Source organism: Micromonospora sp. DT231, assembly GCF_049847025.1.
Taxonomy (GTDB): Bacteria; Actinomycetota; Actinomycetes; order Mycobacteriales; family Micromonosporaceae; genus Micromonospora.
On the sequence record NZ_JBNCNO010000003.1, the window covers coordinates 47,635 to 72,573 of the forward strand.

28 protein-coding genes and 1 pseudogene are annotated in these 24,939 nt (G+C 71.7%); 11 read left to right on the plus strand and 18 right to left on the minus strand.

From position 1 onward, the window contains the following. Position 1 precedes the first annotated feature (1 nt). Complete coding sequence (locus tag ACPXBU_RS08430; protein ID WP_425757604.1) at positions 2–439, plus strand: hypothetical protein; 438 nt, start codon at positions 2–4, stop codon at positions 437–439. 84 nt (positions 440–523) lie between these two features. On the opposite strand, the gene ACPXBU_RS08435 is transcribed toward ACPXBU_RS08430, so the two are convergent. The 4 genes from ACPXBU_RS08435 to ACPXBU_RS08450 all read right to left on the minus strand — a co-directional run bounded on the left by ACPXBU_RS08435 (position 524) and on the right by ACPXBU_RS08450 (position 5,189). After that, positions 524–1,351 (minus strand): SAM-dependent methyltransferase, encoded by an 828-nt coding sequence (locus ACPXBU_RS08435; protein WP_393367189.1) that lies wholly within the window; start codon positions 1,349–1,351, stop codon positions 524–526. Positions 1,352–1,618: 267 nt separating this feature from the next. Next, positions 1,619–2,008, minus strand: a complete 390-nt coding sequence (locus ACPXBU_RS08440; protein ID WP_425757605.1) for a hypothetical protein — start codon at positions 2,006–2,008, stop codon at positions 1,619–1,621. A 196-nt stretch (positions 2,009–2,204) separates the two neighbouring features. Next, entirely contained in the window at positions 2,205–3,965 is a 1,761-nt protein-coding gene (locus tag ACPXBU_RS08445; protein WP_425757606.1) for a DUF1996 domain-containing protein, read from the minus strand. Between the two features lie 135 nt (positions 3,966–4,100). Continuing rightward, entirely contained in the window at positions 4,101–5,189 is a 1,089-nt protein-coding gene (locus tag ACPXBU_RS08450; protein ID WP_425757607.1) for a hypothetical protein, read from the minus strand. A gap of 236 nt (positions 5,190–5,425) precedes the next feature. On the opposite strand from ACPXBU_RS08450, the gene ACPXBU_RS08455 reads away from it, so the two are divergent. Beyond that, positions 5,426–5,689: an alpha/beta hydrolase family protein gene (locus tag ACPXBU_RS08455; RefSeq protein ID WP_425757608.1), complete on the plus strand. Its 264-nt coding sequence runs from the start codon at positions 5,426–5,428 to the stop codon at positions 5,687–5,689. A gap of 43 nt (positions 5,690–5,732) precedes the next feature. Here ACPXBU_RS08455 and ACPXBU_RS08460 read toward each other — a convergent pair whose 3' ends face one another. From ACPXBU_RS08460 to ACPXBU_RS08475, 4 genes are all read right to left on the minus strand, one after another. Then, on the minus strand, positions 5,733–5,858 hold the full coding sequence (locus tag ACPXBU_RS08460) for a hypothetical protein (protein WP_393367197.1): 126 nt from the start codon (positions 5,856–5,858) through the stop codon (positions 5,733–5,735). Positions 5,859–5,937: 79 nt separating this feature from the next. After that, positions 5,938–6,390, minus strand: a complete 453-nt coding sequence (locus ACPXBU_RS08465; RefSeq protein WP_393367198.1) for a pyridoxamine 5'-phosphate oxidase family protein — start codon at positions 6,388–6,390, stop codon at positions 5,938–5,940. A 72-nt stretch (positions 6,391–6,462) separates the two neighbouring features. After that, positions 6,463–7,212, minus strand: coding sequence for a phosphotransferase enzyme family protein (locus tag ACPXBU_RS08470; RefSeq protein WP_425757609.1), 750 nt, complete (start codon positions 7,210–7,212; stop codon positions 6,463–6,465). Further along, positions 7,205–7,699: a MerR family transcriptional regulator gene (locus ACPXBU_RS08475; protein ID WP_425757610.1), complete on the minus strand. Its 495-nt coding sequence runs from the start codon at positions 7,697–7,699 to the stop codon at positions 7,205–7,207. The genes ACPXBU_RS08470 and ACPXBU_RS08475 overlap by 8 nt, the downstream gene beginning before the upstream one ends. Before the next feature lie 56 nt (positions 7,700–7,755). Between ACPXBU_RS08475 and ACPXBU_RS08480 the strand changes: the two genes are divergently transcribed. After that, positions 7,756–8,679, plus strand: coding sequence for an oxidoreductase (locus tag ACPXBU_RS08480; RefSeq protein ID WP_425757611.1), 924 nt, complete (start codon positions 7,756–7,758; stop codon positions 8,677–8,679). Positions 8,680–8,835: 156 nt separating this feature from the next. Here the strand turns inward: ACPXBU_RS08480 and ACPXBU_RS08485 are convergent, their stop codons facing one another. Together ACPXBU_RS08485 and ACPXBU_RS08490 are read right to left on the minus strand one after the other, a co-directional pair. After that, positions 8,836–9,483 carry an SDR family NAD(P)-dependent oxidoreductase gene (locus tag ACPXBU_RS08485; RefSeq protein ID WP_425757612.1) on the minus strand — a complete coding sequence of 216 codons (648 nt, stop codon included), beginning with the start codon at positions 9,481–9,483 and terminating at the stop codon, positions 8,836–8,838. Between the two features lie 65 nt (positions 9,484–9,548). Continuing rightward, positions 9,549–9,641: pseudogene (locus ACPXBU_RS08490) on the minus strand (hypothetical protein); the annotation flags it as partial. Positions 9,642–9,729: 88 nt separating this feature from the next. Between ACPXBU_RS08490 and ACPXBU_RS08495 the strand changes: the two are divergent. From ACPXBU_RS08495 to ACPXBU_RS08505, 3 genes are all read left to right on the plus strand, one after another. Further along, the gene (locus ACPXBU_RS08495; protein ID WP_425758002.1) at positions 9,730–10,188 is read left to right on the plus strand and encodes a MarR family winged helix-turn-helix transcriptional regulator; all 459 of its coding nucleotides are present in this window, start codon (positions 9,730–9,732) and stop codon (positions 10,186–10,188) included. Positions 10,189–10,244: 56 nt separating this feature from the next. Continuing rightward, positions 10,245–10,865, plus strand: a complete 621-nt coding sequence (locus ACPXBU_RS08500; RefSeq protein WP_425757613.1) for a TetR family transcriptional regulator — start codon at positions 10,245–10,247, stop codon at positions 10,863–10,865. Between the two features lie 118 nt (positions 10,866–10,983). Beyond that, positions 10,984–12,483 carry an FAD-dependent monooxygenase gene (locus ACPXBU_RS08505; protein ID WP_425757614.1) on the plus strand — a complete coding sequence of 500 codons (1,500 nt, stop codon included), beginning with the start codon at positions 10,984–10,986 and terminating at the stop codon, positions 12,481–12,483. Positions 12,484–12,523: 40 nt separating this feature from the next. On the opposite strand, the gene ACPXBU_RS08510 is transcribed toward ACPXBU_RS08505, so the two are convergent. Next, entirely contained in the window at positions 12,524–13,048 is a 525-nt protein-coding gene (locus tag ACPXBU_RS08510) for a hypothetical protein (RefSeq protein ID WP_425757615.1), read from the minus strand. 120 nt (positions 13,049–13,168) lie between these two features. Here ACPXBU_RS08510 and ACPXBU_RS08515 point away from each other — a divergent pair, with 120 nt between their 5' ends. Then, positions 13,169–13,690, plus strand: a complete 522-nt coding sequence (locus tag ACPXBU_RS08515) for a SigE family RNA polymerase sigma factor (RefSeq protein WP_425757616.1) — start codon at positions 13,169–13,171, stop codon at positions 13,688–13,690. After that, on the plus strand, positions 13,687–14,955 hold the full coding sequence (locus ACPXBU_RS08520) for a hypothetical protein (RefSeq protein WP_425757617.1): 1,269 nt from the start codon (positions 13,687–13,689) through the stop codon (positions 14,953–14,955). The genes ACPXBU_RS08515 and ACPXBU_RS08520 overlap by 4 nt, the downstream gene beginning before the upstream one ends. A gap of 87 nt (positions 14,956–15,042) precedes the next feature. On the opposite strand, the gene ACPXBU_RS08525 is transcribed toward ACPXBU_RS08520, so the two are convergent. The 3 genes from ACPXBU_RS08525 to ACPXBU_RS08535 all read right to left on the minus strand — a co-directional run bounded on the left by ACPXBU_RS08525 (position 15,043) and on the right by ACPXBU_RS08535 (position 17,802). Further along, the gene (locus tag ACPXBU_RS08525) at positions 15,043–15,897 is read right to left on the minus strand and encodes a DUF4253 domain-containing protein (RefSeq protein WP_425757618.1); all 855 of its coding nucleotides are present in this window, start codon (positions 15,895–15,897) and stop codon (positions 15,043–15,045) included. A 94-nt stretch (positions 15,898–15,991) separates the two neighbouring features. Continuing rightward, positions 15,992–16,654 (minus strand): response regulator, encoded by a 663-nt coding sequence (locus ACPXBU_RS08530; protein WP_393367211.1) that lies wholly within the window; start codon positions 16,652–16,654, stop codon positions 15,992–15,994. Then, a complete protein-coding gene (locus ACPXBU_RS08535; protein WP_425757619.1) occupies positions 16,642–17,802 on the minus strand; it encodes a sensor histidine kinase in 1,161 nt (386 codons plus the stop codon). Before ACPXBU_RS08535 ends, ACPXBU_RS08530 begins: the two co-directional genes overlap by 13 nt. Positions 17,803–17,932: 130 nt before the next feature. On the opposite strand from ACPXBU_RS08535, the gene ACPXBU_RS08540 reads away from it, so the two are divergent. Then, positions 17,933–18,334, plus strand: a complete 402-nt coding sequence (locus ACPXBU_RS08540; RefSeq protein ID WP_425757620.1) for a DUF6069 family protein — start codon at positions 17,933–17,935, stop codon at positions 18,332–18,334. Continuing rightward, a complete protein-coding gene (locus tag ACPXBU_RS08545) occupies positions 18,331–18,786 on the plus strand; it encodes a hypothetical protein (protein WP_393367214.1) in 456 nt (151 codons plus the stop codon). Before ACPXBU_RS08540 ends, ACPXBU_RS08545 begins: the two co-directional genes overlap by 4 nt. Before the next feature lie 16 nt (positions 18,787–18,802). Here ACPXBU_RS08545 and ACPXBU_RS08550 read toward each other — a convergent pair whose 3' ends face one another. From ACPXBU_RS08550 to ACPXBU_RS08560, 3 genes are all read right to left on the minus strand, one after another. Further along, complete coding sequence (locus ACPXBU_RS08550; protein WP_425757621.1) at positions 18,803–19,684, minus strand: fructosamine kinase family protein; 882 nt, start codon at positions 19,682–19,684, stop codon at positions 18,803–18,805. A gap of 136 nt (positions 19,685–19,820) precedes the next feature. Continuing rightward, entirely contained in the window at positions 19,821–20,759 is a 939-nt protein-coding gene (locus ACPXBU_RS08555; RefSeq protein ID WP_425757622.1) for an NADP-dependent oxidoreductase, read from the minus strand. Positions 20,760–20,814: 55 nt separating this feature from the next. Beyond that, positions 20,815–21,453: an HD domain-containing protein gene (locus ACPXBU_RS08560; protein ID WP_425757623.1), complete on the minus strand. Its 639-nt coding sequence runs from the start codon at positions 21,451–21,453 to the stop codon at positions 20,815–20,817. 157 nt (positions 21,454–21,610) lie between these two features. On the opposite strand from ACPXBU_RS08560, the gene ACPXBU_RS08565 reads away from it, so the two are divergent. Then, positions 21,611–22,690, plus strand: coding sequence for a GlxA family transcriptional regulator (locus tag ACPXBU_RS08565; RefSeq protein ID WP_393367219.1), 1,080 nt, complete (start codon positions 21,611–21,613; stop codon positions 22,688–22,690). 20 nt (positions 22,691–22,710) lie between these two features. Here ACPXBU_RS08565 and ACPXBU_RS08570 read toward each other — a convergent pair whose 3' ends face one another. Then, the gene (locus ACPXBU_RS08570) at positions 22,711–24,693 is read right to left on the minus strand and encodes a GTP-binding protein (protein ID WP_425757624.1); all 1,983 of its coding nucleotides are present in this window, start codon (positions 24,691–24,693) and stop codon (positions 22,711–22,713) included. Positions 24,694–24,939 lie beyond the last annotated feature (246 nt).

Sequence of the window (24,939 nt, forward strand, 5' to 3'; positions counted from 1 at the left end):
CATGTTCCCCCTCGAGTTGGCGCACCACGCCAAAGGCACGCCCGTGGAGACCCTGCACAAGGTCGTCGGGGCGGTAAGCCTTGTGATCACCGTGCAGGGTTCCGGTGATCTCGGGCAGATCGTCGGTGACCTGATTGAGGTGGCACCCCGCCTCGCCGAGGACCACGAGGTCAGAGCCGACGGCCTGATCATCAGTCGGGTGGGCTCGTACCGCGTCTTCTGGGGTGCCCTGAAGTGGCCCGGCGGAAGCCTGGCCATCCTGGCCCCACTCTCGGCCTACGAGGAACAGGACGTCAGCGAGTGGACCCGGCACTTCATGAACGAGGTGCTCAACCCGATCCAGACCCTGTCGCAGCGCGGTTATTCCGTTGGGGGCGGCGGCAGTGGACGGGTGACCGAAAGGGATTTCTGCCGCGCCTTCCAGCAGGCACACACCTGAGGCCTGGCCGGACCGGCTCCACAGGTCCGCGGCGGGTCCGTCGGCGGCGTACGCGCTCGCCGACGGACCGCATCGCGCCGAGGTTTACGGTTTGCGGGCGAGGAGCCCGACAAATGTGTGATAGGTGTCGGTCTGCGTCGGAGCGGGCGCATCCGGCTCCGGACGCCACTCGGCGAGCGGGACCAGTCCCGGCTCCAGCACGGTCAAGCCATCGACGAACGAGAGGATCTCCTCGTCGGTACGCCAACGGCCGGTGCCCAGCGACTCGTTGAAGACCCGCTCGACCTCGCGGGCCTTGCGGGAGCCCTCCGGGTCTCGCTCGGCGGGGTCGCGGAAGTGCGAGATCGCCACGTAGCTGCCGGAGGGCAGCGCGTCGATCAACGCCGCCGCCACCGCCCGCGGATCCTCGTCGTCACCGAGGTGGTGCAGGATCGCGAACAGCAACAGACCGATCGGCCGGTCGAAATCCACGAACCGGCGTACGTCCGGGTGGTGGAGGATGTCCTGCGGCGCCCGAACGTCCGCCTGGATCACCGTCGCGGTGCCCTCCGAGGCGAGCAGGGCTCGGCCGTGTGTCAGGACGATCGGATCGTTGTCCACATAGACGACCTGAGCCTTCGGGTTGTGCTCGGTGGCGACCTCGTGCACGTTGCCCTGGGTGGGTAGCCCCGATCCGATGTCGAGGAACTGGTCGATGCCCGCCTCGGCGACCAGGAAGCGAATCACCCGACGCAGGAAGGCCCGGTTCGCCTGGCCGGCCGCCGGCCCGTCGGGCGTGATCCGCAGGGCGTGCTCGGCGACCTGCCGGTCGACCTCGAAGTTGTCCTTGCCGCCCAGGAAGAAGTCATAGACCCGGGCCACGCTGGGAATGCTGGGGTCGATGCCGGGGGGTGCCGCCTTGTCGAGGGTCACAGGCGTCTCCGTTCGTCGGGGGAATGGCGCAGGCTGAGATCTGCGGGCGGTGCCGGAGTTGCGGCGAGTGTAGCGATCGGGAGAGTCGATTTCCGCCCCGACTTCGCTACGCGGCACCAACAGGAAGCCCTCAGTGACGACGCCCCTTACGACGAGCAGGACAGCGGCGGCGAGCAACGCGAGGCCCATGATCCGGCCAAGCCGCTTCGATTCGGTGGTGTTGGCGGCCCGGTGGACACGCACGCCGCTCACCGCCGGGACCCAGGATCAGCAGGTGCGCGTCTGCCAGCTCACCTTCGTCGCGAACATGGGCACATACAGGTCCCCTCCTTCGCCGGCGCGAGCGCACAGTACGCCGGACATCTGCGACCCATTGAGGTACGTGTAGGACCAGCTGATCTCGGCGTTCCGGGAGGTGTGGTTGTAGAAGTTGAAGGCCGGGACGTTGCCGGACCATTCGCTGCTGGTCACCAGAGACGGAGTCGCGATGGGGCCCTCTGCCGGGTGGTCCCAGTTGGGCCAGGTGCAGAACGTGCCGCGCGGGCAGTTGCCGGGTAGCCATTGTCCGGCTGATGCCTGGGCGGTCGCCGCCGAGGCGGGGACGGTGGCCAGTACGCCGGCGACGGACAGGGCGAGGGCGAGGGATTTCAGCAGCACGGAGCACCCACTTCGATAGGCATCGATGGATTGATCCGAGATTACCGGTGGAAATTTGCGCCGTCAACAATCTGGCGATCTCGTCTGGGCGCGGCGCCCCGTCCGACGGCGGCAGAGCCGGCCACGAATACCCGCCGCCAGGACACCCGTCACCGGAGCGACCGGCAACGGGCGTCGTGGCGATCGCCCCCGAGGGTCAGGAGCAGGTCTTGCCCTTGTTGATGCAGGTGACGATGCGTTGCATGGTCTGGGCGGAGTTGACGTTGACGAAGTCGTTGTGGTCGGAGAAGGGGTTGTGGTTCTCCTCGGGGAACGAGTCGAGGGCGTACTGGCCCTTGACCTGCACGCCGCGAGCGATGTCGTAGGCCACGGTGATGCGCAGCTGCGGGATCGCCTGGAAGCCCTGCGGGCAGGCGCCGGTGGCCTTGTCGGCGAACGCGACGTGGTTGCGGTGGTTGTCGCTGTCGATGCTCTTGCCGTCCCAGCAGCCGGGGAAGTCGTGCACGCGTTGCACCCGGCTGCCGGCGGGGCAGATCGGGTACTTGTCGGAGAGCCGATCGGTGAAGCCCGAGCAGGTCCAGGTGGCACGGGCGTTTGCCGGACCGCGGCTGGTGGGCTTGGCGTCGCCGGTGAGGGCCCGGAGGAACTTCGGCATCGGCACCACCTTGGCGACCGGGTTACCGCGGTACTCGATCAGCACCTGCGCCGGGCGGACGATGCCGCCGGTGTTGCCGGGCAGTTCGAAGTTGGGTCCCTGCGGATCGGGCAGTGCGGTTGCCGTGCCGGGCGCGCTGCTCGGTGCCGCCGGGGTGGCGGGGGCCTGGTCCAGCCTGCAGGCGGCGAGCGCGTCGAGACCCTGCGGTCGGGCGCCCTGCCGCCCGATCGCGATGGCGATCCGGTCGAGCGCGGCGGCCCGCTTGGCGCGCAGCGGTCCGAGGATGGCGTTGTCGACGAAGGCCGGGCCGCCCTGGCCACGGCTGCTGACCAGACGTTCGTTGGCCTCGGAGACCTGCCGGTCGAGGTCGTCGAGATTGCGGTTCACCTCGGCAAGAGCCCGATTGGGTACGCCAGGCAGCCGGTCCCGTACGGCGGGGCACTGAATCCGCGGATTCGCGGCCTGGGCGGCGTTGGCGCTCGCCCGGTGGGCGCTGTCGGGCATCCGGGCGTGCATGTCGTCGTAGCTGACGTCACAGTCGACAAGCGAGACCAGGCCGGGCTGGTTGCCGCCGCCGGCGGTGATCGTGCTGCTGATCTCCTTGAGCAGTACGGCCCGGCGGGCCCGCAGCGCATCGGTGACCTCGCGGTTGAACGCCGCGTCGATCCGGCCCCGGCTGGCGGTCATCCGCTGGTTCGCGGCGGCCTGCTGGCGTTCCAGTTCGGCCAGCAGGCGGTCGACGGTGTCGCGGGCCGAGGCGGGGACGGCCCGCAGCCTCTTGCCGACCGAGGGGCAGACGACCATCGGTTGGGTCTGGGCGAGGGCCTGCTGGACGTGCCTGCCGCTGCGGACGGTCTTGTCGATGCGCACCACGGGCCAGAAGTAGGACGACTTGTCGCCGTTGCGGCAGGTGGTGCCACTGGCGTCCAGGTCGGCGTCCGAGGAGTTCGCGGTGATGGCCAGATTGCCGACGAAGTCGTGGACGTGTTCGGCGCCGTTGCGGATGCCGGGCTGGGCCACCGGGTTGTCCGGGCTGAACTTGCCGTTTTCGTTCGTGCCGCAGTCGACGGTGAACCGGCCTGTCGACCCACCGGCGGCCGGCCTCGGGTTCCGCACGTTCGGCGGCACGTTCTCGATGGGCACGAACTGGTCCAGGCTGGTGGCGGCATCCGCGGTGCCCCGGCCGCCACTGGAGACGAAGGTGGCGGTGAGCGCACCGGTGGCCGCCAGCACGAGCACGGCCATGGCGAGCCGGACCGGCCGGGTCTGGACCAGCGCGGTCCCGTTTCTTCTGCGGTTCATCGGAATCTCCTCAAAGCCGCAAGCGGCTCCGGTGATGTGCTGTCCCCAGTCGGTACGGGCCGACGACCGCGCAACGGTCAACGGCCGTCGGGCACGTCATGGTTCGGTAAGAAGTCCGGCGGGCGGAGCGAACCGCTACAGCAGGCCCCGCTCGCGGATCAGGGCGAGCCGGTCCGGTGGCAGGCAACTGGTCAGGTTCCGTTCCAGGTCAACCAGTTCGAGGTCGACCGCGTACACCACGAAGTCGTCGGTGACCGGCAGCGTGGCCGACCAGTCGCGCAGGTTCAGCCGAGCCGCGACCGCGCACAACAGTCGCCGGAGGGTCTCGGATCCGGCCGAGACGTCGGGGTCGTCCGCGTCGAGTAGGGCGAGTTCCTGCCGGATCAGCCGCGACGGCCCGAGGTCGATGTCGGTGCTGGTGTCGAAGTCCGCCGGCGACCAGGCAGCGCGGGCTTCCACCGTGCGCAGCTCGTCCCGTTCGTCGGTGGTGGCGGCGCTGATGCCGAGCGACAGCTGCGCGGGCCCGGCATAACTGAGGGCGAGACAGGCGACCGGGTCGTCGACCGGCAGCAGCGCCGCCGCGTCCGGAATCAGGGCCACCAACTCGTCTTCGAGGGCGCGGCACGCCGCGTCGAGGTCGAACCCCGCCGGGGGCCGGACGTACAGCTCCCGCGACCTTCTGCCGGTGACCTCGACGAGCGCGCGCAGGCCGTGGTCGTCATGCTCGGCCACCAGGATGGCAGATGGGTGGCCGTGGCGCTCGATCTCGACGCGACTGATCCGCCCATCGGTGTACGTGTACGTCTCGCGCCCCGAGCCGTGCCGCGCGACCATGTTCGCCGCGCGCATCAGCCCATCGTCGAAGCGGTACTCGTGCAGGTAGATCGGGCCGTCCGTGTCGAAGTGCGCTTCCTCGACAACCTCGTGGCCGTGGCGGAAGAACGTCTCGTAGTACAGGCGGCCGTGCAGGAAACCGCTGTACTCCTGGACCACTGCCACCCGGCCCTGGGCATCGAACCCGAGCCGCAGGACGTCCGCATCCACCGGCGGACGAGCGTCCAGGCGACGCCCGGGCCTGAGCAGGTCCCGCTCGAAGCGCAACGGGCGCAGATCAAGACCGGGCCAGGTGTACCAGTCCCACGACGCGACGAGCGCGGTTGCCTCCCGTTTCCGGGATTCGTATCCGTCGGCGAGCTGGGCGAATCGCGCCGCGACGTCAGGCATGTCCAGGAGCGTACGGCTCACCTCGCCGGCCAGACCTGACGCGTACCTCCGGATCTGCCGTGCGGCGCACGGCGCGGGCCGTGCCCACCGGCACCCGCCTGCGGGAGGTGATCCCTCGGCTGGGGGACGACGTCCGGCCGCGCCGGTTCGTAAGGTTGCCACCTGGCACCCCTGATCGAGACCGCGCCATCGCTTCTGGCGGTGGAGCGCCGCGGCTTCTGGTCCGGACGCCCACGGTGTCCGCGAACCTCTCCCGGCGCTCACCGGCGACGATCGACGCCGCCAACGCGGCCCGGGGACCACTGCTCGTGCTGGCCGGCGGAAAGGACCACAGTGCGCCCGCGGCCGTCGTCCGGGCCACGGTCAAGCGATACCGCGCCTCCTCGGCGGTCACCGACTACCAGGAGTTCCCCGACCGCGGGCACTCGATGCCGATCGACAGCGGCTGGCGCGAGATCGCCGACGCCACGCTTGTGTGGATGCGACGCCACCTCCGGTAGCCGCCCAGGTGCGCGCAGGCCGGTCCGGCAGCCCCTCCGCAGGTCAACCATCGACGAGCGCGGGGAAGTGTTCGCCGCGGTTGAGGCGGTCGACGAGGTCGAGCACGGCAGCGTGCCCGCCGCGCGCTTCCGCCCACCGGTACACCCGGCAGGCCGCTGTGGCGTACACCTGCTCATCCGAACTGGCAGCGCGTAGCCACTCGGCCAAGCTCTGCGGCAGTGACGCGGCCGAGGCGTTGCGGCAGCGGTCAGACGAGCCAGTGACCGGCACGCATCAGGTCACGACCGGCGATCTCGTTCTCCTCCCGCCACGCCTGGATCCGCCGAGGTGTCACTCGGAAGTACGCGTAGCGGGTGGTGCCGACGCGCGCGTCCCAGAGCCTCGCGGCGAAAGCGTCGGCCAGATCGACAGGCACAGTTTCGCGCGAGAACGTCTCGACGGTGCCTTCGATGAGCACCACGTCGCGGGTCGTACCGACCGACATCCGCACTCGTTGCGAGGCACGTAGATTGCGCGCGGTCGGGCTGGACTCGGCTGTGGCCAGGGTCAGGGCCTCGCCGTCCCAGAGGAAGGAGAGCGGCACCAGGTGGGCGTTGCCCTCCCGGTCCGCTGAGGCGACCCACGCGTCCAGGTCGCGACCGAGGCGGGTGAGCGTGTCCTGCTTCCGTTGCTGCGCAGTGCGCGGCGCTTCGGCTGCCACGCCGAAATCCTCCCATCCCGCGTGGGTTCCTCGCGGTCCCGGACGACGTCGACCAGCCGGGTCCTACCCTGATCACTCCAGCCCCGCCCGCCACGCGTCGCGGTGCGCGTCGAGGTAGTCGGCGGTTGCCAGCCAGTAGGGACCGTCCTCGGTCCAGATTCTGGCCCACGGCTGACGCTGTTGGCGGGCGCCCTCGCGCAGTAGGTCGTACATTGCCCTGGCGCGGCGGCCCAACAGCACGGCCAGCGCCGGACGGGAGGCGTCGTCGAGACCGTAGCCGTCGACGAACGCCCGCAGCCGTGCCGCCGACTGCGGCACCGGCCGGTCCGCGCGCAGACCGGCCATGCTCTGCGCGGCGTACGCGAGGTCCCACAGTCGCGAGCCTGGCGCGACCCCGTCCCAGTCGATCAGCACCCAGCCCCGATCGGACCTGACCAGGTTCCAGGGCGCCACGTCGTTGTGGCAGACCAGCTCCTCCCGGTCGGGCGGGATGGCCTGGCTCCAGCTCGCGCCGGCCGGCGGTACGAAGCTGGCCAGCGCCTCGTGCAGGTGCGCCAGCAACTGCCCGATCGAGCGAAGCTCGGGGGTGGAGTAGGTGCCGGACGCCGCACCCATCTCGCCCGGGACGTATTCCAGCACCTGCCTGCCCTGCTCGTCCCGGCCCAGCGGACGAGGGCACGCGGTGAACCCCACGGCGTGCAGGTGGTCGAGCAGCAGGTCGACGGTCTCCGTCCAGGGCCCGGCGGGCCGACGAACGGTGTCCCCCACTCGCACGACCCCGGCCGTGACGTTGCCCTGCAACACTTCCTCGCGGCTACTCACCCCGACATTCTGCGCCGTCGCCCTGGTGTCGGAGGTTCTCGGGGACGGGTAGCGCGTACCTCTCGGCCTGCGCCGTGGTCCGGGGTTGCTGTTGCCAGGGATCTCCGGTCGCGCCGGCGGCGAGGTGTTCCTCGTAGCTGGCCACTTTGCCGTTCACGAGATCGAGGCAGTCGCCCAGCCGCGCGAGCTGCTCGGTGATGTGACGCCGGTGCTCGCGGAGCAGCTCGAGCCGTTCGGCCTCGTTGCCGCTGCCCTCGCGGACGAGTTGGGCCAGGCGGCTGATCGTCGCGAGCGGCATCCCGGAGGCGCGGAACTTCACGCAGTTCGCCAACCACTCCACGTCCCAGGCGCTGTAGACACGCCTGCCGGACCCGTCCCGCCGCACCTCGCTGGCCAACAAGCCCCTGCGCTCGTAGAGCCGCAGGGTGTGCACGCTCAACCCGGTGCGCCGCGCCACCTGTCCGATGCTCAGGTCATTCTCCGACACGACGCCGACCGTAACCCGTTGACCTAGACCGCGGTCCAGCACCTAGCTTCGCTGACATGACCAGCGACACGACCCACACCATGTTCGGCGCCCACAGCACGACCGAAGACGTCCTCGCCGGTGTCGACCTCAGCGGCAGGACCGCCGTCGTCACGGGCGGTTACTCCGGTCTCGGTCTGGCCACCACCCGCGCACTCGCCCGGGCCGGGGCGCGGGTCGTCGTCCCCGCTCGTCGGCCGGACGCGGCACAGCAGGCGCTCAGCGGCGTGGCCGGGGTCGAGGTCGACCAGGTCGATCTCGCCGACCTCGCCTCCGTCCGCGCGTTCGCCGAACGGTTTCTCCGCGGTCATCCCGCCCTCGACATCCTGATCGCGGGAGCCGGGATCATGGCGTGCCCCCAGACCCGGGTCGGACCCGGCTGGGAGGCGCAGTTCGCGATCAACCACCTCGGCCACTACGCGCTTGTGAACCTGCTGTGGCCGGCGCTCACCGCCTCCGGTGCTGCTCGTGTCGTCTCGGTCGCCTCCGGGCGCGACCCGTCGTGGCGGATCCGGTGGGACGACGTGCAGTTCGAGCGCGGCTACGACAAGTGGGAGGCCTACACCCAGTCGAAGCTCGCGAACATCCTGTTCGCCCGCCACCTCGGCCTGCTCGGCAGACCGCACGGGGTCCGCGCCTTCTCCGTCAACCCCGGCTACATCCAGACTCCGCTGCAACGACACCTCGCGGTGGAGGAGATGGTCGCCGCCGGCTGGATCGACGTGGACGGGACTCCCGCGCCGGGCCTGTTCAAGACCGTCGAGCAGGGCGCGGCGACCCAGGTCTGGGCCGCCACGTCACCCCACCTCGACTCGTACGGCGGCGACTACTGCGTGGACTGCCAGGTCGCCGGCGCCAGCCCCGACGACAGCGGCCCGGCGGCCCGGCTCTGGGCGCTCTCGGCCGACCTGACCGGACTCGACCTCGTCGACCGCGCCTGACCCGTACGCCTCATCGGCGGTGGCCAACTGCCGCGCCAGCCGATCCCGGCCACTCTTGATCAGCTCCCCGTACGCGTCGTCGCCAAGCGCCCCGATCCCCGCCTCGGCACGCTGGAGGCATTCCCGGGCACGCGACCCCGCGTGGACCTTCACCTACTAGGCGACGAGCGCCCGGGTCGCCGCGTGCAGCCGCTGTCGCGCGGTGCGGTCGTAGGCCTGCTGGTGGGCCCGGGCGTCGTCGAACCGGTCGAAGTAGCGACCGGTCACTCCGTCCAGAGCGGGGTCCGCGACGAGCCGCAGTGTCGGCAGCACCCCGGCGTCGACGGTGGTGATCGGGGTGAAGCCGCCGGCGCGTACCAGCGGGGTGTCCATGAGGTGTGCGGGGTGTACGGCGTTGACTGTCACCACGTCGGACGGCACCTCGGCCGCCAGGTCGAAGGTGGACATGATCATCGCGAGTTTCGCCCGGCAGTACGCGACGACCGCGTCGTAGGTGCCGTTCTCGAACCCGAGGTCGTCGAGGTCGACGGGGGCCTGACCCATCGACGCCACGTTCACGACGCGGGCCGGAGCGGATGTGGTCAGGAGCGGTAACAACTCGGTGGTGAGCAGGTAGGGCGCGAGATGGTTCACGGCCAGAAGCAGTTCGTGGCCCTGTCGGCTCACGTCGCGTCGGGCCGGGTCGGTCGCGCCGACGGCCGCGTTGTTGACAAGGACGTCAAGTCGAGGCTCGCGTTCGCGTACGCGTGCTGCCAGAGCGCGGACCTGGTCGAGGTCGGCCAGGTCCGCGAGGTACGTACGCACTCCGGCGTCAACGCGCGCAACTCGTCGGCGACGGCGTCGAGCCGGGCCTGGTCCCGTCCGTGCAGCAGGAGTGTGGCCCCGCGGACGGCGAGGTCGCGGGCCAGGTGGTGGCCGACGCCACTGGTGGCGCCGGTGATCAGTACGACCTTGTCCTTCACGATGCCTCCGCATCTTGATGCCCATCAAGGACTTGACGGTAGCAACGATCCTGACACCTGTTCAACCCGATACGATCCCGTTGTGGAAATGCCTGCCGACGAACGCCTTGGCTTCGACATCAAGCGCGCCGAACAGGCGCTGATGGCGGCCAAGGCCGCGGCGCTGCGTCCGGCCGAGTTGACTGTCGCTCAGTACGCGGCACTGTTCGCCCTCGCCGACAACCCCGGCATGTCCGGAGCCGCGCTGGCGCGGGCCTGCCTGGTGACGCCCCAGGCGATGACCGGCGTCCTCAAGGCGCTGGAGGATCGAGGGCTGGTACGACGCTCGCCGCACCCCTGGCACCGCCACGTCCTGGAGACCAGCCTCACCGAGAAGGGTCGCGCCACGCTGCTCCGCTGCGACCGTGAAGCGGTGCGCATCGAGCGGCGGATCGCCGACGCGCTGAGCCCCGCCGAGCGGCGCCAGCTCCGTGACCTGCTGGCCAGGTGCGTCGAGGCGATCCACGACTCCGGTCAGCCGGAAGCGGGCCGCCGAGCCGGTGGGTGAATATTTGCGTGACGCGCATATTTGCGTGGTACGCAAGTAGTGCTACCGTGGGTGGCATGACGGGGTTACGGGAGCGCAAGAAGGCCGAGACGCGGGCGGCGCTCGGCTGGGCCGCGATCCATCTCACCGCTGAGCGCGGCTACGACAACGTCCGCGTGGAAGACATCGCCGAGGCGGCCGGGGTGTCCCCACGCACCTTCAACAACTACTTCTCCAGCAAGGCCGAGGCGATCGCCTCCCGCCACCTCGACCGGAGCCTGCGCACCGCCGCCGCGCTTCGCGAACGCCCCGCCGACGAGCCGCTCTGGGCGGCGCTCACCCAGGCCGCGCTCGAGCAGTTCACCCGCGGCCCCGAGGTCGAGGCGATGCCGTCCCCGGCCCACGCCCAGTGGGTGGCCGGCGTCCGCACCATGCTCGCCGAGCCCGCGCTACAGGGCGAGCGGCTGCGCGCCGTGGCGGTCGCCGAGGCCGAGTTGGCCGCCGCGGTCGCCGAGCGCACCGGCACCGACCTCGCCACCGACATGTATCCGAGGCTCGTCGCGGCGGCGGCCAGCGCCGCCGTCGCCGTCGCCATGCAGCACTATCTCGACAGCGCCGACCCGCCCACCCCGATCGAGCACCTCATCACCGACGCCTTCACCCAGCTCGCCGCCGGCCTCCCGGCGCCGCCCCGCTGACGCCCGACCTCGGCTCACGCACCGCCTCACCCACGTCCTCACCCGCGTACCCCGCGGTGGGCCGGCCGCGCGCCGCGCCTGCCGTGGCGATGACGCACGCCCGAAAAGGATCACGACTATGATCGATGTCCTCATCGTCGGGGCCGGCCCCAACGGCCTCATGCTCGCCTGCGAACTGGCCCTCGCCGGCGTCCACCCGGTCGTCCTCGAACGTCACGTCACGCCCACCGGCGAGCCCCGCGCCAACGGCCTCGTGGGCCAGGTCGTCCGCCTGCTCGACAGGCGTGGCCTCTACGCGCGGCTCAGCGGCGAGAGCACCCCGCCGAGCCCACGACCAGCCTTCGTCTTCGGCGCGTTCCCGTTGGACCTCACGATGCTCGCGGACAACCCGCACTACGTGCTCGGCGTGCCGCAGGCCCAACTCGAGGCCGCCCTCGCCGCCCGAGCCGCCGAGCTCGGCGTCGACCTGCGCCGCGGCCACGAGGTCGTCGACCTCCGCCAACGCCCCGACGCGGTCGAGGTCGACCTCGCCGACGGTACGCGGCTCAGCGCCCGCTTCCTCGTCGGCGCCGACGGTGGCCGCAGCGCGGTGCGCCGCCTCGCCGGCATCGACTTCCCCGGTGTCACGAACGACCTGTCGGTCTCCCGCACCGCCACCGTGACCGTTCCCGCGTCATCCCTCGACCCCGAGACCGGCGGCCTGCGCGTCCCCGGCTACGGCGTCGTCCCGCCGTTCCAGCACACCCGTACCGCACGCGGTCTGATCGTCTGGGCCCCGTTCCCCGGCCGTCCGGCGATCCTGAGCACGACGGAGTGGCCCGACACGCCGCCCGGCGACGAGACCCCGATGAGCCTGCCGGAGCTACGCGCCAGCGTCACCCGGGTGCTCGGCGTCGACGTCCCGGTCGGCGCACCGGACGGCCCCGGCCTGCTGCGGCGGCTGACCGGCGGCAACACCCGCATCGCCGCCCGCTACCGCGCCGGCCGGGTGCTGCTGGTCGGCGACGCCGCGCACGTGCACCCCGCGATGGGCGGTCCCGGCCTCAACCTGGGCCTCCAGGACGCCGTCAACCTGGGTTGGAAGCTCGCCGCCACCGTTCGCGGCTGGGCGCCGCAGGGCCTGCTCGACACGTACGAGAGCGAGCGTCGCCCCGTCGCCGAACGTGTCGTCATGTCCACCCAGGCCCAGTCGGCGCTCGTCGGCCCCGGCGACGAGATCACCGGCCTGCGGGAACTCTTCGCCGAACTGCTGCGCAAGCCGGAGGTGACCGGGCACATCGCGGCGCTGATGTCCGGCGCGGACATCCGTTACCCCGCCGACCCCGCGGACCCGTTGGCCGGTCGCTCCGCACCCGACGTGGTCGTGCACGGTGACCACGGCCCGGTGCGCCTCGCCGAGCTGACCCGCGTCGCCCGGCCGCTGCTGCTGGACTCCACGGGTGCCTACGGCGGGGTCGCCGCGCCGTGGCGGGACCGGGTCGACGTGATCACCGGCGCCCTGGAGGGCACGACAGCGACCGCGTTGCTCGTACGCCCCGACTGTTTCGTCGCCTGGTCCGCCGGGGACCCCGCCACGCTGCGCGCCTCGCTCACCCAGCACTTCGGCCTGCCGGAGTGAGAGGCCGCCAGTTCACGGTTGCCCGCCGCCCGCACGCGGATCAGGGCTTGCGCCGTAGTTCGCGCAACACGCCGTGCCGACGGGCGGCCCACACGAGCCGCCGGACGCTCGGATGCCGCACGAACAGCACGGCAACCTGGCGGATCAGACCGAACCGGTTGTCGCGTGCCTGGTTGTCGAGCGCCTGCCAGATCAGCTCGCGCACGGTGGCGCTGTCCAGCACGGCTCGCAGCTCACGCCGCACCGCGGGATCGTCGGCAGCCGAGGCGATGGCGACGGCCTGACCCGGGCGGTCGGCGAGCGGCTCCACCGCCGCCGCGACGAGTGGCCGGCGCACCTCGTCCTGCTCCAGCAGCAGCAACACGGCTTCCCGAATCTCCATCGTGTCCAGGGCTGAGCGCAGCAGGTTCACCAGGCTGCGCTCGACCTCGCGGTCATGATCCGCGACGGACAGCGTGGCCAGCAGTACCGCCACCTCGTCGAGATCGATGAGGTGGCGCAACCCGCTGCGGAACTCCGGCATGCCCCAGGCAACCTGGAGTGCCTTGACGAGATTGCGGTTCATGAACCATCCGCTACCCGAAAGCGACAGGCGGCGAAACCCGGCGGTCAGACGAATCGCCGGACCGGTAAACCGCGCGGGCCGACGCGGTGTCTTGCTTGGTGACGAGGCCCGGGAGGTCCGATGAGTGATTCGCGTGGGGCGGAGTTCGATGACTTCGTTCGCACACGGTCGGTGGTGCTGCTGCGGGTTGCCTTCCTGTTGACCGGGGATCGGCACGCGGCGGAGGACCTGCTCCAGGAGGTGTTGGAGCAGGTGTACGTGCGCTGGCGGCGGGTGCGGAGCAGCCCGGAGGCGTACGCGCGACGTGCGCTGGTGAATCGGTCGATCAACAGGTGGCGTTGGCGTGCCCGGCGTCCGGAGCGGGCGCTGGGTGACCACGACGGGGTTGCCCGGGACCACGCCGACGCCGTCGCGGTTCGTGAACTGGTCGTCGGGGCGTTGCGGGCGTTGCCGGCTCGGCAGCGGGCCGTGGTTGTGCTGCGTTACCTGGAAGATCTGCCGGTCGCCGACGTCGCGGCGGCCATGGGGTGCTCCACGGGTGCGGTGAAGAGTCACGCCTCGCGTGGGTTGGCCCGGCTGCGGGAGGCGCTCGCGGAATCAGGTCTCGCCATGCCCATCACCGAATCCAGGAGTGCGCGATGACAGTCAACGACAGTGAGGTGCGCGAGATCCTGCGTCGCGCGACGGATGACCTGGCCGTCCCGGCGGGGCTGCTGGGTGCGGTACGTCGGGGTGGAGGGCGCCGGTTGGTGCGCCGCCGGGCCGTGTTGGCGGCCGTCTGCGTGGCCGTGGTGGCCCTCCCCGTGGCCGGCGGGCTCCGACTGGCCGGCGACGGAGGTGCGGCGCCGGCCGTGGCGCCGCTGTTCGACGAGCCCACCCGCGGTGACCTGGCCGACGACGACGGCTACCTGCGGCAGGTCGACGAGGCGTGGGAGCGCCGGCTGAAGCATTTCGGTGAGACGAAGCGCGGCGAGCCGCACGTCGTCTGGGCCGGTAACACACCCGCTGGCCCGGCCGCCTACGTCGTGGGCGGCAGCACGAACGGCACATCCGTGGGGTTCGTCGAACCCACCGCCGACGGCCCACGCATCGGCACCCTGACGCAGGTCGACGGTTCCGGAACGGATGGCCTCGAGCAGGCGGCGCTGCTCGGATCGCAGCGCGACGTCCTGCTGGTGCTCGACTTCGGGCAACAGGTGGAGTTCTCGGCGGACCTGCGGTATCTACCCGACGGCAAGGTCGAGCGGACCTTCACTCCGGTGGCGTTCCGAGACGGCGCGGCGGTGCTGCCGGTGGCGCCGCAGCGCACGAAGCTCACCGTCGCGCTGTCCCGGACGCCGGTCAGCCCGGCGAACGTGATCCACATCAACAACACCGAACTGATCCTCGCGCCTGACGGCCAGGACCGGCCGGCGTCACCGCTGTTCCGCCACCTGTTGCCGGGCGCGCAGCAGGTGTGGGGCAGCGACCCGGCTGCCGAGCAGGTGAGCGCGCCAACCGAGGCCATCGCCGACTACCTCGACCCGGTGGGCGCGCACACGCACAACGGATCTCCCCGTCTGTCGGTCTACGGGGCAACCCCCGACGGCCGGCGGCTCCTCGTGGAAACCATCCAGTACGACGACGACCCGACCCGCGTCATCGCCCTGCTCGCCGGCAGGAACCTGCCCTTCGAAGTGGTCGCCAGCACGACTGTGGACTGGCTGGCGCCGCTGCCGGTGCGGCTACGACTGCCCGACGACCAGGGTGTTCTGGTCGCCGCCGAGGGGTCGGCGTTGAGTTACCGGGTCGCCGGCGGTCAGTGGCAGGACGCCGGCCGTAACGCGGCGCTCCTTCCCGCCGCCGCCACCGACGTACGTGTCAGTGGTGCCGACGGCACCACGACAAGCGTCCCCGTCGGGTCCTGATCCAGGACCTCGGCAGCGGCTTCGCCGAAACCGGGGTGTCCGTCGAGCCCGGACACCCCGGTTTCAGGAAGACCGAGTCGATCAACGTCAGGGGCGGTTGTGCACGAACCACGCGTCTCCGGCGGGCAGGGCGACGGCGACCTCCCACCGGCTCAGCTCGAGGTTCGGGGCGAGTGCCTTGAGCTGGCCGGCCGCGGCCCACGCGTCGTCGCCCGCCGTCGGGCGACGACCCACCTGGAACTGGAGCATGGTGCCCCACGACGCGACCAGACGGGCATCCCACAGGTGCCGCCACTGCGCCAGCACCTCGGCGAGCTGCTGCTGGTCCTCCCGGGTCAACGCACCGAAGAAGTCCACCCAGTACGCGGAAGCGTGCACGTCAGCGGTGGGCAGCAACATGAGCAGAACGCTGTCCGGCGTGTACCAGTAGTCGTACTGCGTCACCAACCGCACGCCATCCAGCACCCGGGCGTGCAGCTCGGTGTCGGCGAGCAGCCGCTCGTACAGGGTCCGTTCCAGCTCGGGGACCGGAGTCGGCAGCACCACATCCGTCACCAGGGCCGACAGGTCGACACCGGCCACGCCGCGCGCGTGGAACTCGATCTCGTCCTCGTCGGCCACGTGGTCCTCGCTGTAGTGGCGGAAGGCCGACCAGGGTTCGGAGGACCGCGCGGCCTCGACGAACGCGTGCAGCTCCGACGTCGACGGCCCCCGCTCGGGCTCCGGCCGAATCGTCATCGTGTCGTCGAAGTCGTCGGTGACCAGGACCGGCAGCCGTCCGGTGACCGGCACCAGTGCGTCGGCCGCCTGCCACGCCTCCCGCAGGCGCTCGGGGTCGAGGTCGGCGACGAGGACCGTGCCCGACGGGCCGTGCCCGATCGGCAGACCGGCAAGTGGCGTGCCGACGAATGCCGCTTCGATCTGGTCGAGGTCGTTGCGCACGGCGAGAGTATCCCCGACTTGACCCGCGTTCGTGGGGCGCGGACGGCTCCGGCACTCGGCGGTCGGCTGCCCGATCCGAGCGCCCAGACCCTGGTCAGAGGAGCCGGCCGTCGTGGGCGAGCAGGGCGATCTGGGTACGGTTGTCGAGATCCAGCTTGGTCAGGATGTGCGAGACGTGGGCCTTCACCGTCGTCACGCTCATCAGCAGTTCACCGGCGATCTCGGCGTTGGAGCGCCCCTGGGCGATGGCCAGCACGACGTCGCGTTCCCGGGGCGTGAGCAGGGCCAGGCGCTCGCGCGCCCGCTCGTAGGACGCGGCCCCGGAGGCGACCCGCTGCATGAGGCGGCGCGTCACGCCCGGAGACAGCATCGGGTGACCGGCGGCGACCGCGCGGACGGCCTGGCTGATCTGCTCCGGCGGGGTGTCCTTGAGCAGGAAGCCGCTGGCACCGGCGTGGAGGGCTCGCACGACGTGCTCGTCGGTGTCGAACGTGGTGAGCACGATGATCTCGGGTGGCCGGTGCCGGCGACGCAGGCGCTCGGTGGCGGTGATGCCGTTCACGCCGGGCATCCTGATGTCCATCAGCACCACGTCGGGCATGTGCCGGTCCACAGCGGTGATCGCCGTGGCGCCGTCGGCGGCCTCGCCCACGACGACGATCCCGTCGGCGCCGTCGAGCATCAGCGTGAGCATCCCCCGGACGAGGGGATCGTCGTCGACGATGACGACCCGGATCGGACCCGTCACGTCGGCCACGGCAGCCACGCGGTGAGGTGGAAACGCCCCGCGGCGTCCACGTGGTGCGCGACGCGACCACCGGTGAGCGCGGCACGTTCGGCGAGCCCGATCAGACCGGTGCCGACGCTGCCGGTGGCGCCGCTGTCGGGCGTGGTCGGGTTGCTCACCGCGATGCTCAGGCCGGAGCCGGGCGCACCGCCGAACACCAGCCGGACCGGCTGCCCGGCCGCGTGCTTGCGGGCGTTCGTCAGTGCCTCCTGTGCGATCCGGTACGCGGTGCGGCCCACCGCCGGGGGAATCTCGACCGGCGGCCCGAGCGGGTCGTCGACCTCGATCTGTTGCCCGGCGGCCCGAGCCTCGTCGAGCAGGCGCGGCAGGTCGGCGAGGGTCTGCCCGGGCGGTGCGTCGGTCGGCGACTCGGCGTCGTCGCGGCGCAGCAGCGTGATGACCTCGCGCAGTTCGTCGAGGGCGTGGTGCGCGCTGGCCCGGATCACCCCGGCGGCGGCGCTGAGCCGCTCGGGCGGTGCGTCGGGCCGGTACTCCATCGCGCCGGCGGCCGCCGCCAGCAGTGACAGCCGGTGGGCCAGCACGTCGTGCATCTCCCGCGCGATCCGGCTGCGCTCGGCCGCCCGCGCCTCGACGACCCGTCGTTCCTGCTCCTGCTCGGCCCGCCGGGCCCGATCCCGCAGTGCTGCCAGCAGGGCGTGCCGGGCCTGCGCCCAGGTGCCCCAGCCGAGCAGGGCCGCGTACGCGATCGCCATCAGCAGCAGCCGCCACCCGTACGGCAGGCTGGGCACCGGCCGCCAGAACGCCTGTACCGCCTCGCCCGCCACGCCGACCGCCGCCGTCGTCGCTGCCTGCCGAAACGGCCGGTTGCGGGCGGTGAACAGCACCGCGAAGCTGGCCACCGGCGTGGCCACCGGGGAGAGCGCGACGAGCAGGCCGGCCAGCACGCCACCGATCTCCGGGCGGCGGACGACCACCGGTACGAGGATCAGGGCGGCCACCGCCAGGGCGACGTCGGTGCCGACCAGGGCGGCGGAGCTGGAGCGGGCGGCGGACCACAGCATGGACGCGACGAGGACGCCGACCGCCACGGTCGTCAGGCCCACCGGGACGGAACGCCACATCCTCGGCTGCGCTACCTCGCACGTCGCCGTATCCATTCGCGCAGGCTACTGGGCTCGCGGCGGGGCGGACCACCTCCTTTGGTAGTACGCCTCAGCGCCGGCGGACGTACGTGCCGCGGCGTCCGGACCGACGTGTCCGGCCGGCCACGGTCCGCAGACTCGGTGCATGACGAACAACCTTCTCCCACGACGAGCCGCGGTGGCGGCCGGCACGATCCTGGTGGCGACGGCCGAGTTCGCGCTTCTGCACTCGGTGGCGGGCGTCGACCTGGCGGTCCGGTCGGGAAGTTCGACCCGGCAGGTCACCGTGGCCGCGGTCGTCGTGGCCGCCGCGGTCGCGGCGCTGGCCGGTTGGGCGCTGCTCGCGGCGCTGGAACGCCTGACCAACCGTCCCCGTGTCTGGTGGACCTCGGTCGCGGTCGTGGTCCTGCTGCTGTCGCTCCTGGTCGGGCCGCCGAGCGGCGTCGGCGGGGGAGTGAAGGCGACTCTCGCGCTGCTGCACCTGAGCGTCGGCGTCGCCCTCATCCTCGGCCTGCCCCGCTCGCGCCCGAAGGGGCTGGACCGATGACCGCGCTGACCCTACGGAAGCAGGATGGCGCCTTCGTCCTCGACTCCGGGCCGTGCGCCTCGCTGCGTACCGGCTGGACCTGGCGGTGCGGTGAGATCCGCACCGGCACCGGCCGCTGGACTGTCGAACCGGCCGACCGCCGACGCATCGGGTTCATCGCCCGGGGCGAGCACGGCGTGGCGGTGCGACTCGACCCGAGTCGGTCACACGTGCCGGGGCCCGGCGGGGTGGCGCGTTGGTCGCCCGGTCGTGGCGGCGGTGAGCTGGTACGCGACGGGCACCGCATCGCGGTGCGTCTTTCTCGCCGATCGAGTGGGCCGATCCGCGTCGACGTCACCGGCGAGTGGGCCGAGGTGGAGTTGGTGGTGCTCGCCGCCTGTTTCGCGCTGATGAGTCAGCGGCGGCGGCGTATGTTGATCATGATGGCGGTCGTCAGCGGGGGGAGTGGGTGACCGCCGGGGCCTCGGGTCAGGTACGCGTCCGGAACGGGGCGAGCACGGCCCGGATCTGGTCGGCCGCGCCCCAGTCGTCGTCGAACTGCGCCAGTACGGCGAGGTGTTGTCGTAGCTGGATGATCGGCATCCGAGCGCGCCAGTCGGCGTCGAGCGCGGTCCGGTCCGCGTAGACCTCGAAGAACCGTCGCGCCTCCGGCGGGGGCGAGGTGGACCACACGTGGGCGAGGTCGACCTCGGCCCACGTGTAGGACACCGCCGGGTCGATGAGCGCCGGCTGCCCGTCCGCGGTGGCCAGGATGTTCTGGGTCCACAGGTCGCCGTGCGTCAGGCACGCGGGCCGGTCCGGCAGCAGGTCGGGCAGCCGGTGACAGAGCCGTTCCAGGGCCGCCCGGTCTGCGGCGTCGAGTGCCGCCTCCACCCGGGGCTCCCCGAGCCACCGGAGCAGCCGGTGCTCCGCGAAGAACACGTGGCCGTCGTCCTGCCACGTGTTGATCTGGCGGCGGCGGCCCAGCCAGTTGTCGTGGTGCCAACCGAAGCGGGGATGGGTCGTGTTCAGGTGCATGTCGGCGAGCAGGTGCGCGAGCCGCTCCCAGAAGGTCTCGCTGTGCGGCCTCGGGTGCAACACCGACAACACGAGCAGTCCACGGTCCGCCAGGAGCACCTCGGGTGTCGGCACGCCGCCGAGCTCGCGCAGGGCGGCAAGCCCGTCGGCCTCCGCCCGGAAGACGCCGTCGGCCGGCGCGTCGGCGAAGGCCTTGACGAACACCGGCGGCGCGTCCCGACGGGTGGCTATGCCCGCGACCGCCGCGACCCCGCCGGCCACCGGCTCCACCGCGACGACCTCGCCCATCCCGGCCGCGAGCAGGCGCTCCAACAGGATCGTCGTCGAGCGCATCAGGGCGCACTCCTCATTCTCGGCATGCTCGGTCACCACAGCCTAGGCGTTGGCGAACCACCTACCGGATGCGTCCACGGTGGACCGACCAGGATCTGCGCCGGCGATCAGCGCGCCGCTGCCGATCGCGTACGGGTCACGACTGCGGCGTCCCCTGTCCGTCCACCACCTGGATGATCGTCTTGCCCGGTGTACGGCGGGTGGGGGCAAATGCGGCGGCCGTTTCGGAAAGCGGGCGCACCGCCCCGACGACGGGGTTGAGCCGCCCGCTCCGGAGGCGCTGGGCGAGGTCGGTCAGCCGGGCGCGATCAGGTTCGACGACGAAGAAGATGGCTCGCCCGTTCCTCGGCTGGACGGTGGGCGGCATGGCGATGGTGACCAGGGTTCCACCCGGGCGTACCAGGTCGGTCGATCGTTCGAGGATGTCGCCGCCGATGACGTCGAGCACCACGTCCACCTCGCCGACGTGCCGCAGCTCGTCCGCCGCCAGGTCGACGAAGGTCTGCGCGCCGAGGGCGAGCGCGGCGGCGCGGTCGTCGGCGCGGCCGGTGCCGATCACGTGGGCGCCCACCTCCCGAGCGAGTTGGACGGCGATCGAGCCGACGCCACCCGCGGCGCCGTGGATGAGGACGGTCTGGCCGGTCGTCAGATGGGCGTGGTCGAAGAGCCCCTGCCACGCGGTCAGTCCGGAGATGGGAAGCGCCGCGGCCACCGTGTGGTCGATCCCGGCCGGGAGCGGGGCGAGGTTGCGGGCCTCCACCGCGCAGTACTCGGCCAGGGATCCGTTGCGAGCCCAGTCGGTGAGTCCGAACACCCGCTGGCCCACCGTGAGGCCGGTGGTGCCGTAGCCGAGTTCGACCACGACCCCGGACAACTCGTGCCCGGGGATGGTGGGGGTCCGGTCGCGGCCGGCGCGATCGGACCACGTTGCCGGCCAGTCGAGCTCTCCGGGCGTGAAGCCGGCGGCGTGCACACGCACGATGACGTCGTTCTCCGCGGCGTGCGGGTAGGGCATGTCGGTCAGGGTGAGCCCGCCGACACCCGCGCTACGGTCGCGCACGGTGATCGCTCGCATGCTCGAAGCCTTTCCAGAGAGTTCGTCGGTGGGCGTGCCGGTGGGGACCGGCGGTTCAGCTCGGCCAGGGCGATCCGACGATCCGCTCGACGGTCGTCACCCGCTGGAAGCCGGGGATGAAGTGTTCGAGGATGTCGGAGTTCACGGTGCCGTTCGTGGTGTCGGGACGATTCTTCAGCCCGTCGACGTGGGCTCGCAGAAACTCGTCCTTGAAGTCACCCCGTGGATGGGCGGCGAGGATGGCGTCCAACTGACCGCGGTCCAGTCCGTCCAGGCCGAGGCCGAGCACGTCGGTGAGGACACCGAGGTAGGTGGTGGCGATCTCCGGGCCCATCCGGTCGGGAACACCCGGCGTGGTGTGCAGCGCGATCGCCGTCCAGACGGTCTCGACGGCGGCCGTCGGGAAACCCCGGTCGAGGAGGAACCTGCGGGCGTGGTCGGCGCCATCGATCTCGAAGCGCTGCTCGACGTCGGAAAAGGGGGTCAGCAGACCGGAGTCGTGGAATATCGCCGACAGATAGAGCAACTCCGGGTCCGGTTCCACGCCAAGCCGGTGCGCGTGCATCAGGCCGAAGAGATAGACCCTGCGGGAGTGGTGGTAGAGGAGAGGCCCGGCCGTCTCCTGGATGTGCCTGGTCGCCTCCGTGACGGCTGTGGTGTCCGGAATCGCCAACCCCGCGATGACCTCTGGCATGGTTCCTGGCCTTTCGGAAACGTGTCGGTAGCTGCTTGCGACCCCATGCTGCCCCCCGATCGTCGTACGCCGCCGCCCTTCTCCGGCCAGGAAACCCTCATATCCGGACGGGCTGAGATCGCGGAGGTGCGGCCCGTCACACGGCGGCGTGCTACAGATGAATCGTGTCCATTCCTCCGGCTCGCCGGCCCGGTGCCGGTCGCGACCGTCGGAGCCGGGCCTCCCACCGCGCGCGTCCGGCGCCGAGCAGACCGCGGTGGTGAACGGCGGCCCCCATTCCGTCGCGATCCTCGTCTACGACGGAGTGACGTTGCTCGACGTCGCCGGCCCGGCGGAGGTGTTCAAGGAGGCGAACCGGTTCGGCGCCGACTACCGGATCATGCTGCTGTCGCCGACCGGCGCGGACGTCACGTCGAGTCTCGGGATTCGGATGGCGGTCGACGATGCCGTCTCCCCGGGGCCGGCTTTCGACACCCTGCTGGTGGCCGGGTCGGATCACTACCCGCGCGCCCACGTCCCCGTCGACCTGGCGGACGCCGCACGGATACCGGCGGCCACGGCCGGCCGGGTCGCGTCGATCTGCACCGGGGCGTTCGTCCTCGCCGCCGCCGGCCTCCTCGACGGCAAGCGCGCGACCACGCACTGGCAGGTCGCGCACGAGCTCGCCGCCCGGTGTCCGACCTGCCGGGTCGAGCCCGACGCGATCTACGTCCGCGACGGCACCACGTACACCTCGGCGGGAGTGACCGCCGGCATCGATCTGGCGCTCGCCCTCGTCGAAGAGGACCACGGGCCAGACCTGACGCGTGACGTCGCCCGCGCCCTCGTGGTGTACATGCAGCGTGCGGGCGGCCAGTCCCAGTTCTCCGCGCCGTTGCAGGGGCCGCCGCCGCGCTCACCGGCTCTGCGGCGAGTCACCGACCTGGTGACGGCGGACCCCCGCGGCGACCACTCACTCGGTCAACTCGCGAGACGCCTCAACGTGAGCACCCGACAGCTCACCCGGCTCTTCCACGACGAGCTGTCCACGACCCCGGCCCGCTACGTGGAGAGCATCCGATTCGACCTGGCCCGGGCGCTGCTCGACCAGGGCCACACCGCGACACAGGCCGCGACCCTCGCCGGGTTCCCCAGCTACGAGAGCATGCGACGGGTCTTCGCCAGGAAGCTGTCGATCAGTCCCGCCGCCTACCAACGGCGGTTCGGTACGGCTCGCCGCGCCCCCGAGGTCGGCTGAGCGCGCCCGTGCGGCCAGCTTCAGGGCCGGCTCCGTGGTTGGGCGAGGAAGCGCAGATACTCCACCCGGTCGAACGGGTTGCCGTCGGTGCGGGGGCGACACGGCGGGTCGCCGGACACCGGGCGGTCCCCGCCGGGTGCCGACGACCACAGCCCCTCCCCGCTGGACAGGTCCGGCAGCCGCCGCTGCGCCTCCGGTTCGCGCCGCGCCGGCAGCACCCCGCCGATCCGCCAACCTGCGGCGCTCTCGTCGGTGCCGTCGATCCGGGCGCCGAGCCGGCCCAGGTACGACGTGACCGCGCCGAGCCGGTCGGTCGGTACCTCCGCCTCGAACCGGCGGCACGGCTCGAAGACCCGGGTGCCCGTCTCGGCGAGCGCCCGCATGAGGACGTACGGCGTCAGGTCCCGGAAGTGCCCGGCCGTGGTGATCGGCGACCAGTAGCCGCTGTGGGTGAGGGTGACCCGGATGTCGGTGACCGGCCAGCCGTGGCAGCCCTGGTCGAGAGCGGCCCGGGTGGCCTCCTCGATGGCCTTGTGGAACGACAGCGGCAGCGAGCCGAGTTCGACCTCCAGCCGGTACTCCACCCCGGAGCCGGGTTCGATCCGGAGCCCGACCGTGCCGAAGAAGCCGTGCCCGATGATCTCCACCGCCGCGCCGGTGCCGGTTGGCCGCTCGACGTGCATCAGTCGACCCGACCCGAACTCGGCCTCGATCCCGTACGCCTCGGCCAGCGTGGCGGCCAGCACCTCCCGCTGCACCTCTCCGTAGAGCAGCACACTCGTGCCGCCGTCCGGGGCCACCCGGGTCCGGATGAACGGGTCGGTGTCCGCGATGTCGAGCAGCGCGGCGTGCAGGGCCAGCGTCCGGGCCGGATCACGGGGTCGCACCACCGCCTCCAGGGTCGGCGCCGGGAAGTACGACCGCCCGTCGAGGCCGGCCGGGCTGCCGAGCTGGTCGCCGAGGCGTACCCCGGTCAGGCCGGCGACGCGGGCGATGTACCCGGCGGTCAGCGCGGCCGGCGGATGGTCCCGCCCGGTCTGCTCGGCGCGGTCGGTGGCCGCGCCGACCACGTCGAGCCCGGTGATCCGAGCGCGGGTCGCGGTGACCCGGCCGTCCGGTTCCCGGCGGTACGCGACGACCCGCTGGCGGGCCCGGAGCTGCCCGCCGTACGAGCGCAGGTACGCCACGCGCTCGCCGGCCGGGTCGCGTTCGATGGCGAAGACCCGGGCCCGCGGCTCGGGTTCCGCCGGTGGTGACGTCGGGAGCAGGGTCGCGATGGCGTCCAGCAGCTCCGGTACGCCGGCTCCGGACATCGCCGAGCCGAACAGCAGGGGGTGGATCCGCCCGGCCGCGACCTGGACCCGGAGCACTCTGTCGATCCGATCCGGGTCGGGCGGCAGGTCGTCCACCAGGTCGGCCAGCAGCTCGTCGTCGTGCTCGGCGAGGGCCTCGGCGAGCCGGTGGGCGCCGCTGTGGTCGTACCGCGGATCGTCTCGCCGGAAGGTGGCCTCGGGGGTGCCGGGCGCGCGGACCGTGCCCAGCGGGGCGACGGCCGGGGTGAGCAGTCGGCGCACGTCCGCGACCAGCTCGTCGGTGCGGGCGCCCACCCGGTCGATCTTGTTCACGAAGATCAGTGTGGGTAGCCGGAGCGATCGGAGGATCCGCATGATCCGTCGGCTGTGCGGTTGCACTCCCTCGACGGCCGACAGCACCAGGATCGCCGCGTCGAGCACCCCGAGCGCGCGTTCGACCTCGGCCACGAAGTCGCTGTGCCCGGGGGTGTCGAGCAGGTTGACCTGGCGGTCGGGTAGTCCGAACGCGGCCACGGCGCTGCGGATGGTGATGCCCCGGCGGCGCTCGATGTCGCCGGTGTCGGTCTGGGTGGTGCCCGCGTCGACGCTGCCGAGCCGGTCGATGACTCCGGTGGCGTGCAGCAAGCGTTCGGTCAGGCTTGTCTTACCGGCGTCGACATGGGCGACGATGCCGAGGTTGATGGTCTGCATGGGCTGACGGGTCCTCGAAAGCTCGCGTCCGGATGGGCGGGAAGGTTTCGAGTCCGCGCATCGCCGTGCTCCCGTCGGTCGTTCGTTGCCCCTGGTGACGCCGGGCGGATGGTCGCCCGGGTCCAGCTTCGGGTCACGCTGGCACGGCCGGGGCCGACCGGTCCACCGAATAACGCGTGGGCGGCCGTCACGTGGCGTGATCCCACCCGGACGGGTGGCGCTTGATTACATCGCTTCGCGTCAATA

Bases quoted from the DNA above. Each gene is read 5' to 3' on its own strand.
- ACPXBU_RS08430 (WP_425757604.1), top strand. From the start codon at position 2: ATGTTCCCCCTCGAGTTGGCGCACCACGCCAAAGGCACGCCCGTGGAG.
- ACPXBU_RS08445 (WP_425757606.1), bottom strand. From the start codon at position 3,965: ATGAACCGCAGAAGAAACGGGACCGCGCTGGTCCAGACCCGGCCGGTC.
- ACPXBU_RS08450 (WP_425757607.1), bottom strand. From the start codon at position 5,189: ATGCCTGACGTCGCGGCGCGATTCGCCCAGCTCGCCGACGGATACGAA.
- ACPXBU_RS08480 (WP_425757611.1), top strand. From the start codon at position 7,756: ATGACCAGCGACACGACCCACACCATGTTCGGCGCCCACAGCACGACC.
- ACPXBU_RS08495 (WP_425758002.1), top strand. From the start codon at position 9,730: ATGCCTGCCGACGAACGCCTTGGCTTCGACATCAAGCGCGCCGAACAG.
- ACPXBU_RS08500 (WP_425757613.1), top strand. From the start codon at position 10,245: ATGACGGGGTTACGGGAGCGCAAGAAGGCCGAGACGCGGGCGGCGCTC.
- ACPXBU_RS08505 (WP_425757614.1), top strand. From the start codon at position 10,984: ATGATCGATGTCCTCATCGTCGGGGCCGGCCCCAACGGCCTCATGCTC.
- ACPXBU_RS08510 (WP_425757615.1), bottom strand. From the start codon at position 13,048: ATGAACCGCAATCTCGTCAAGGCACTCCAGGTTGCCTGGGGCATGCCG.
- ACPXBU_RS08515 (WP_425757616.1), top strand. From the start codon at position 13,169: ATGAGTGATTCGCGTGGGGCGGAGTTCGATGACTTCGTTCGCACACGG.
- ACPXBU_RS08520 (WP_425757617.1), top strand. From the start codon at position 13,687: ATGACAGTCAACGACAGTGAGGTGCGCGAGATCCTGCGTCGCGCGACG.
- ACPXBU_RS08535 (WP_425757619.1), bottom strand. From the start codon at position 17,802: ATGGATACGGCGACGTGCGAGGTAGCGCAGCCGAGGATGTGGCGTTCC.
- ACPXBU_RS08540 (WP_425757620.1), top strand. From the start codon at position 17,933: ATGACGAACAACCTTCTCCCACGACGAGCCGCGGTGGCGGCCGGCACG.
- ACPXBU_RS08545 (WP_393367214.1), top strand. From the start codon at position 18,331: ATGACCGCGCTGACCCTACGGAAGCAGGATGGCGCCTTCGTCCTCGAC.
- ACPXBU_RS08550 (WP_425757621.1), bottom strand. From the start codon at position 19,684: ATGCGCTCGACGACGATCCTGTTGGAGCGCCTGCTCGCGGCCGGGATG.
- ACPXBU_RS08555 (WP_425757622.1), bottom strand. From the start codon at position 20,759: ATGCGAGCGATCACCGTGCGCGACCGTAGCGCGGGTGTCGGCGGGCTC.
- ACPXBU_RS08560 (WP_425757623.1), bottom strand. From the start codon at position 21,453: ATGCCAGAGGTCATCGCGGGGTTGGCGATTCCGGACACCACAGCCGTC.
- ACPXBU_RS08565 (WP_393367219.1), top strand. From the start codon at position 21,611: ATGAATCGTGTCCATTCCTCCGGCTCGCCGGCCCGGTGCCGGTCGCGA.
- ACPXBU_RS08570 (WP_425757624.1), bottom strand. From the start codon at position 24,693: ATGCAGACCATCAACCTCGGCATCGTCGCCCATGTCGACGCCGGTAAG.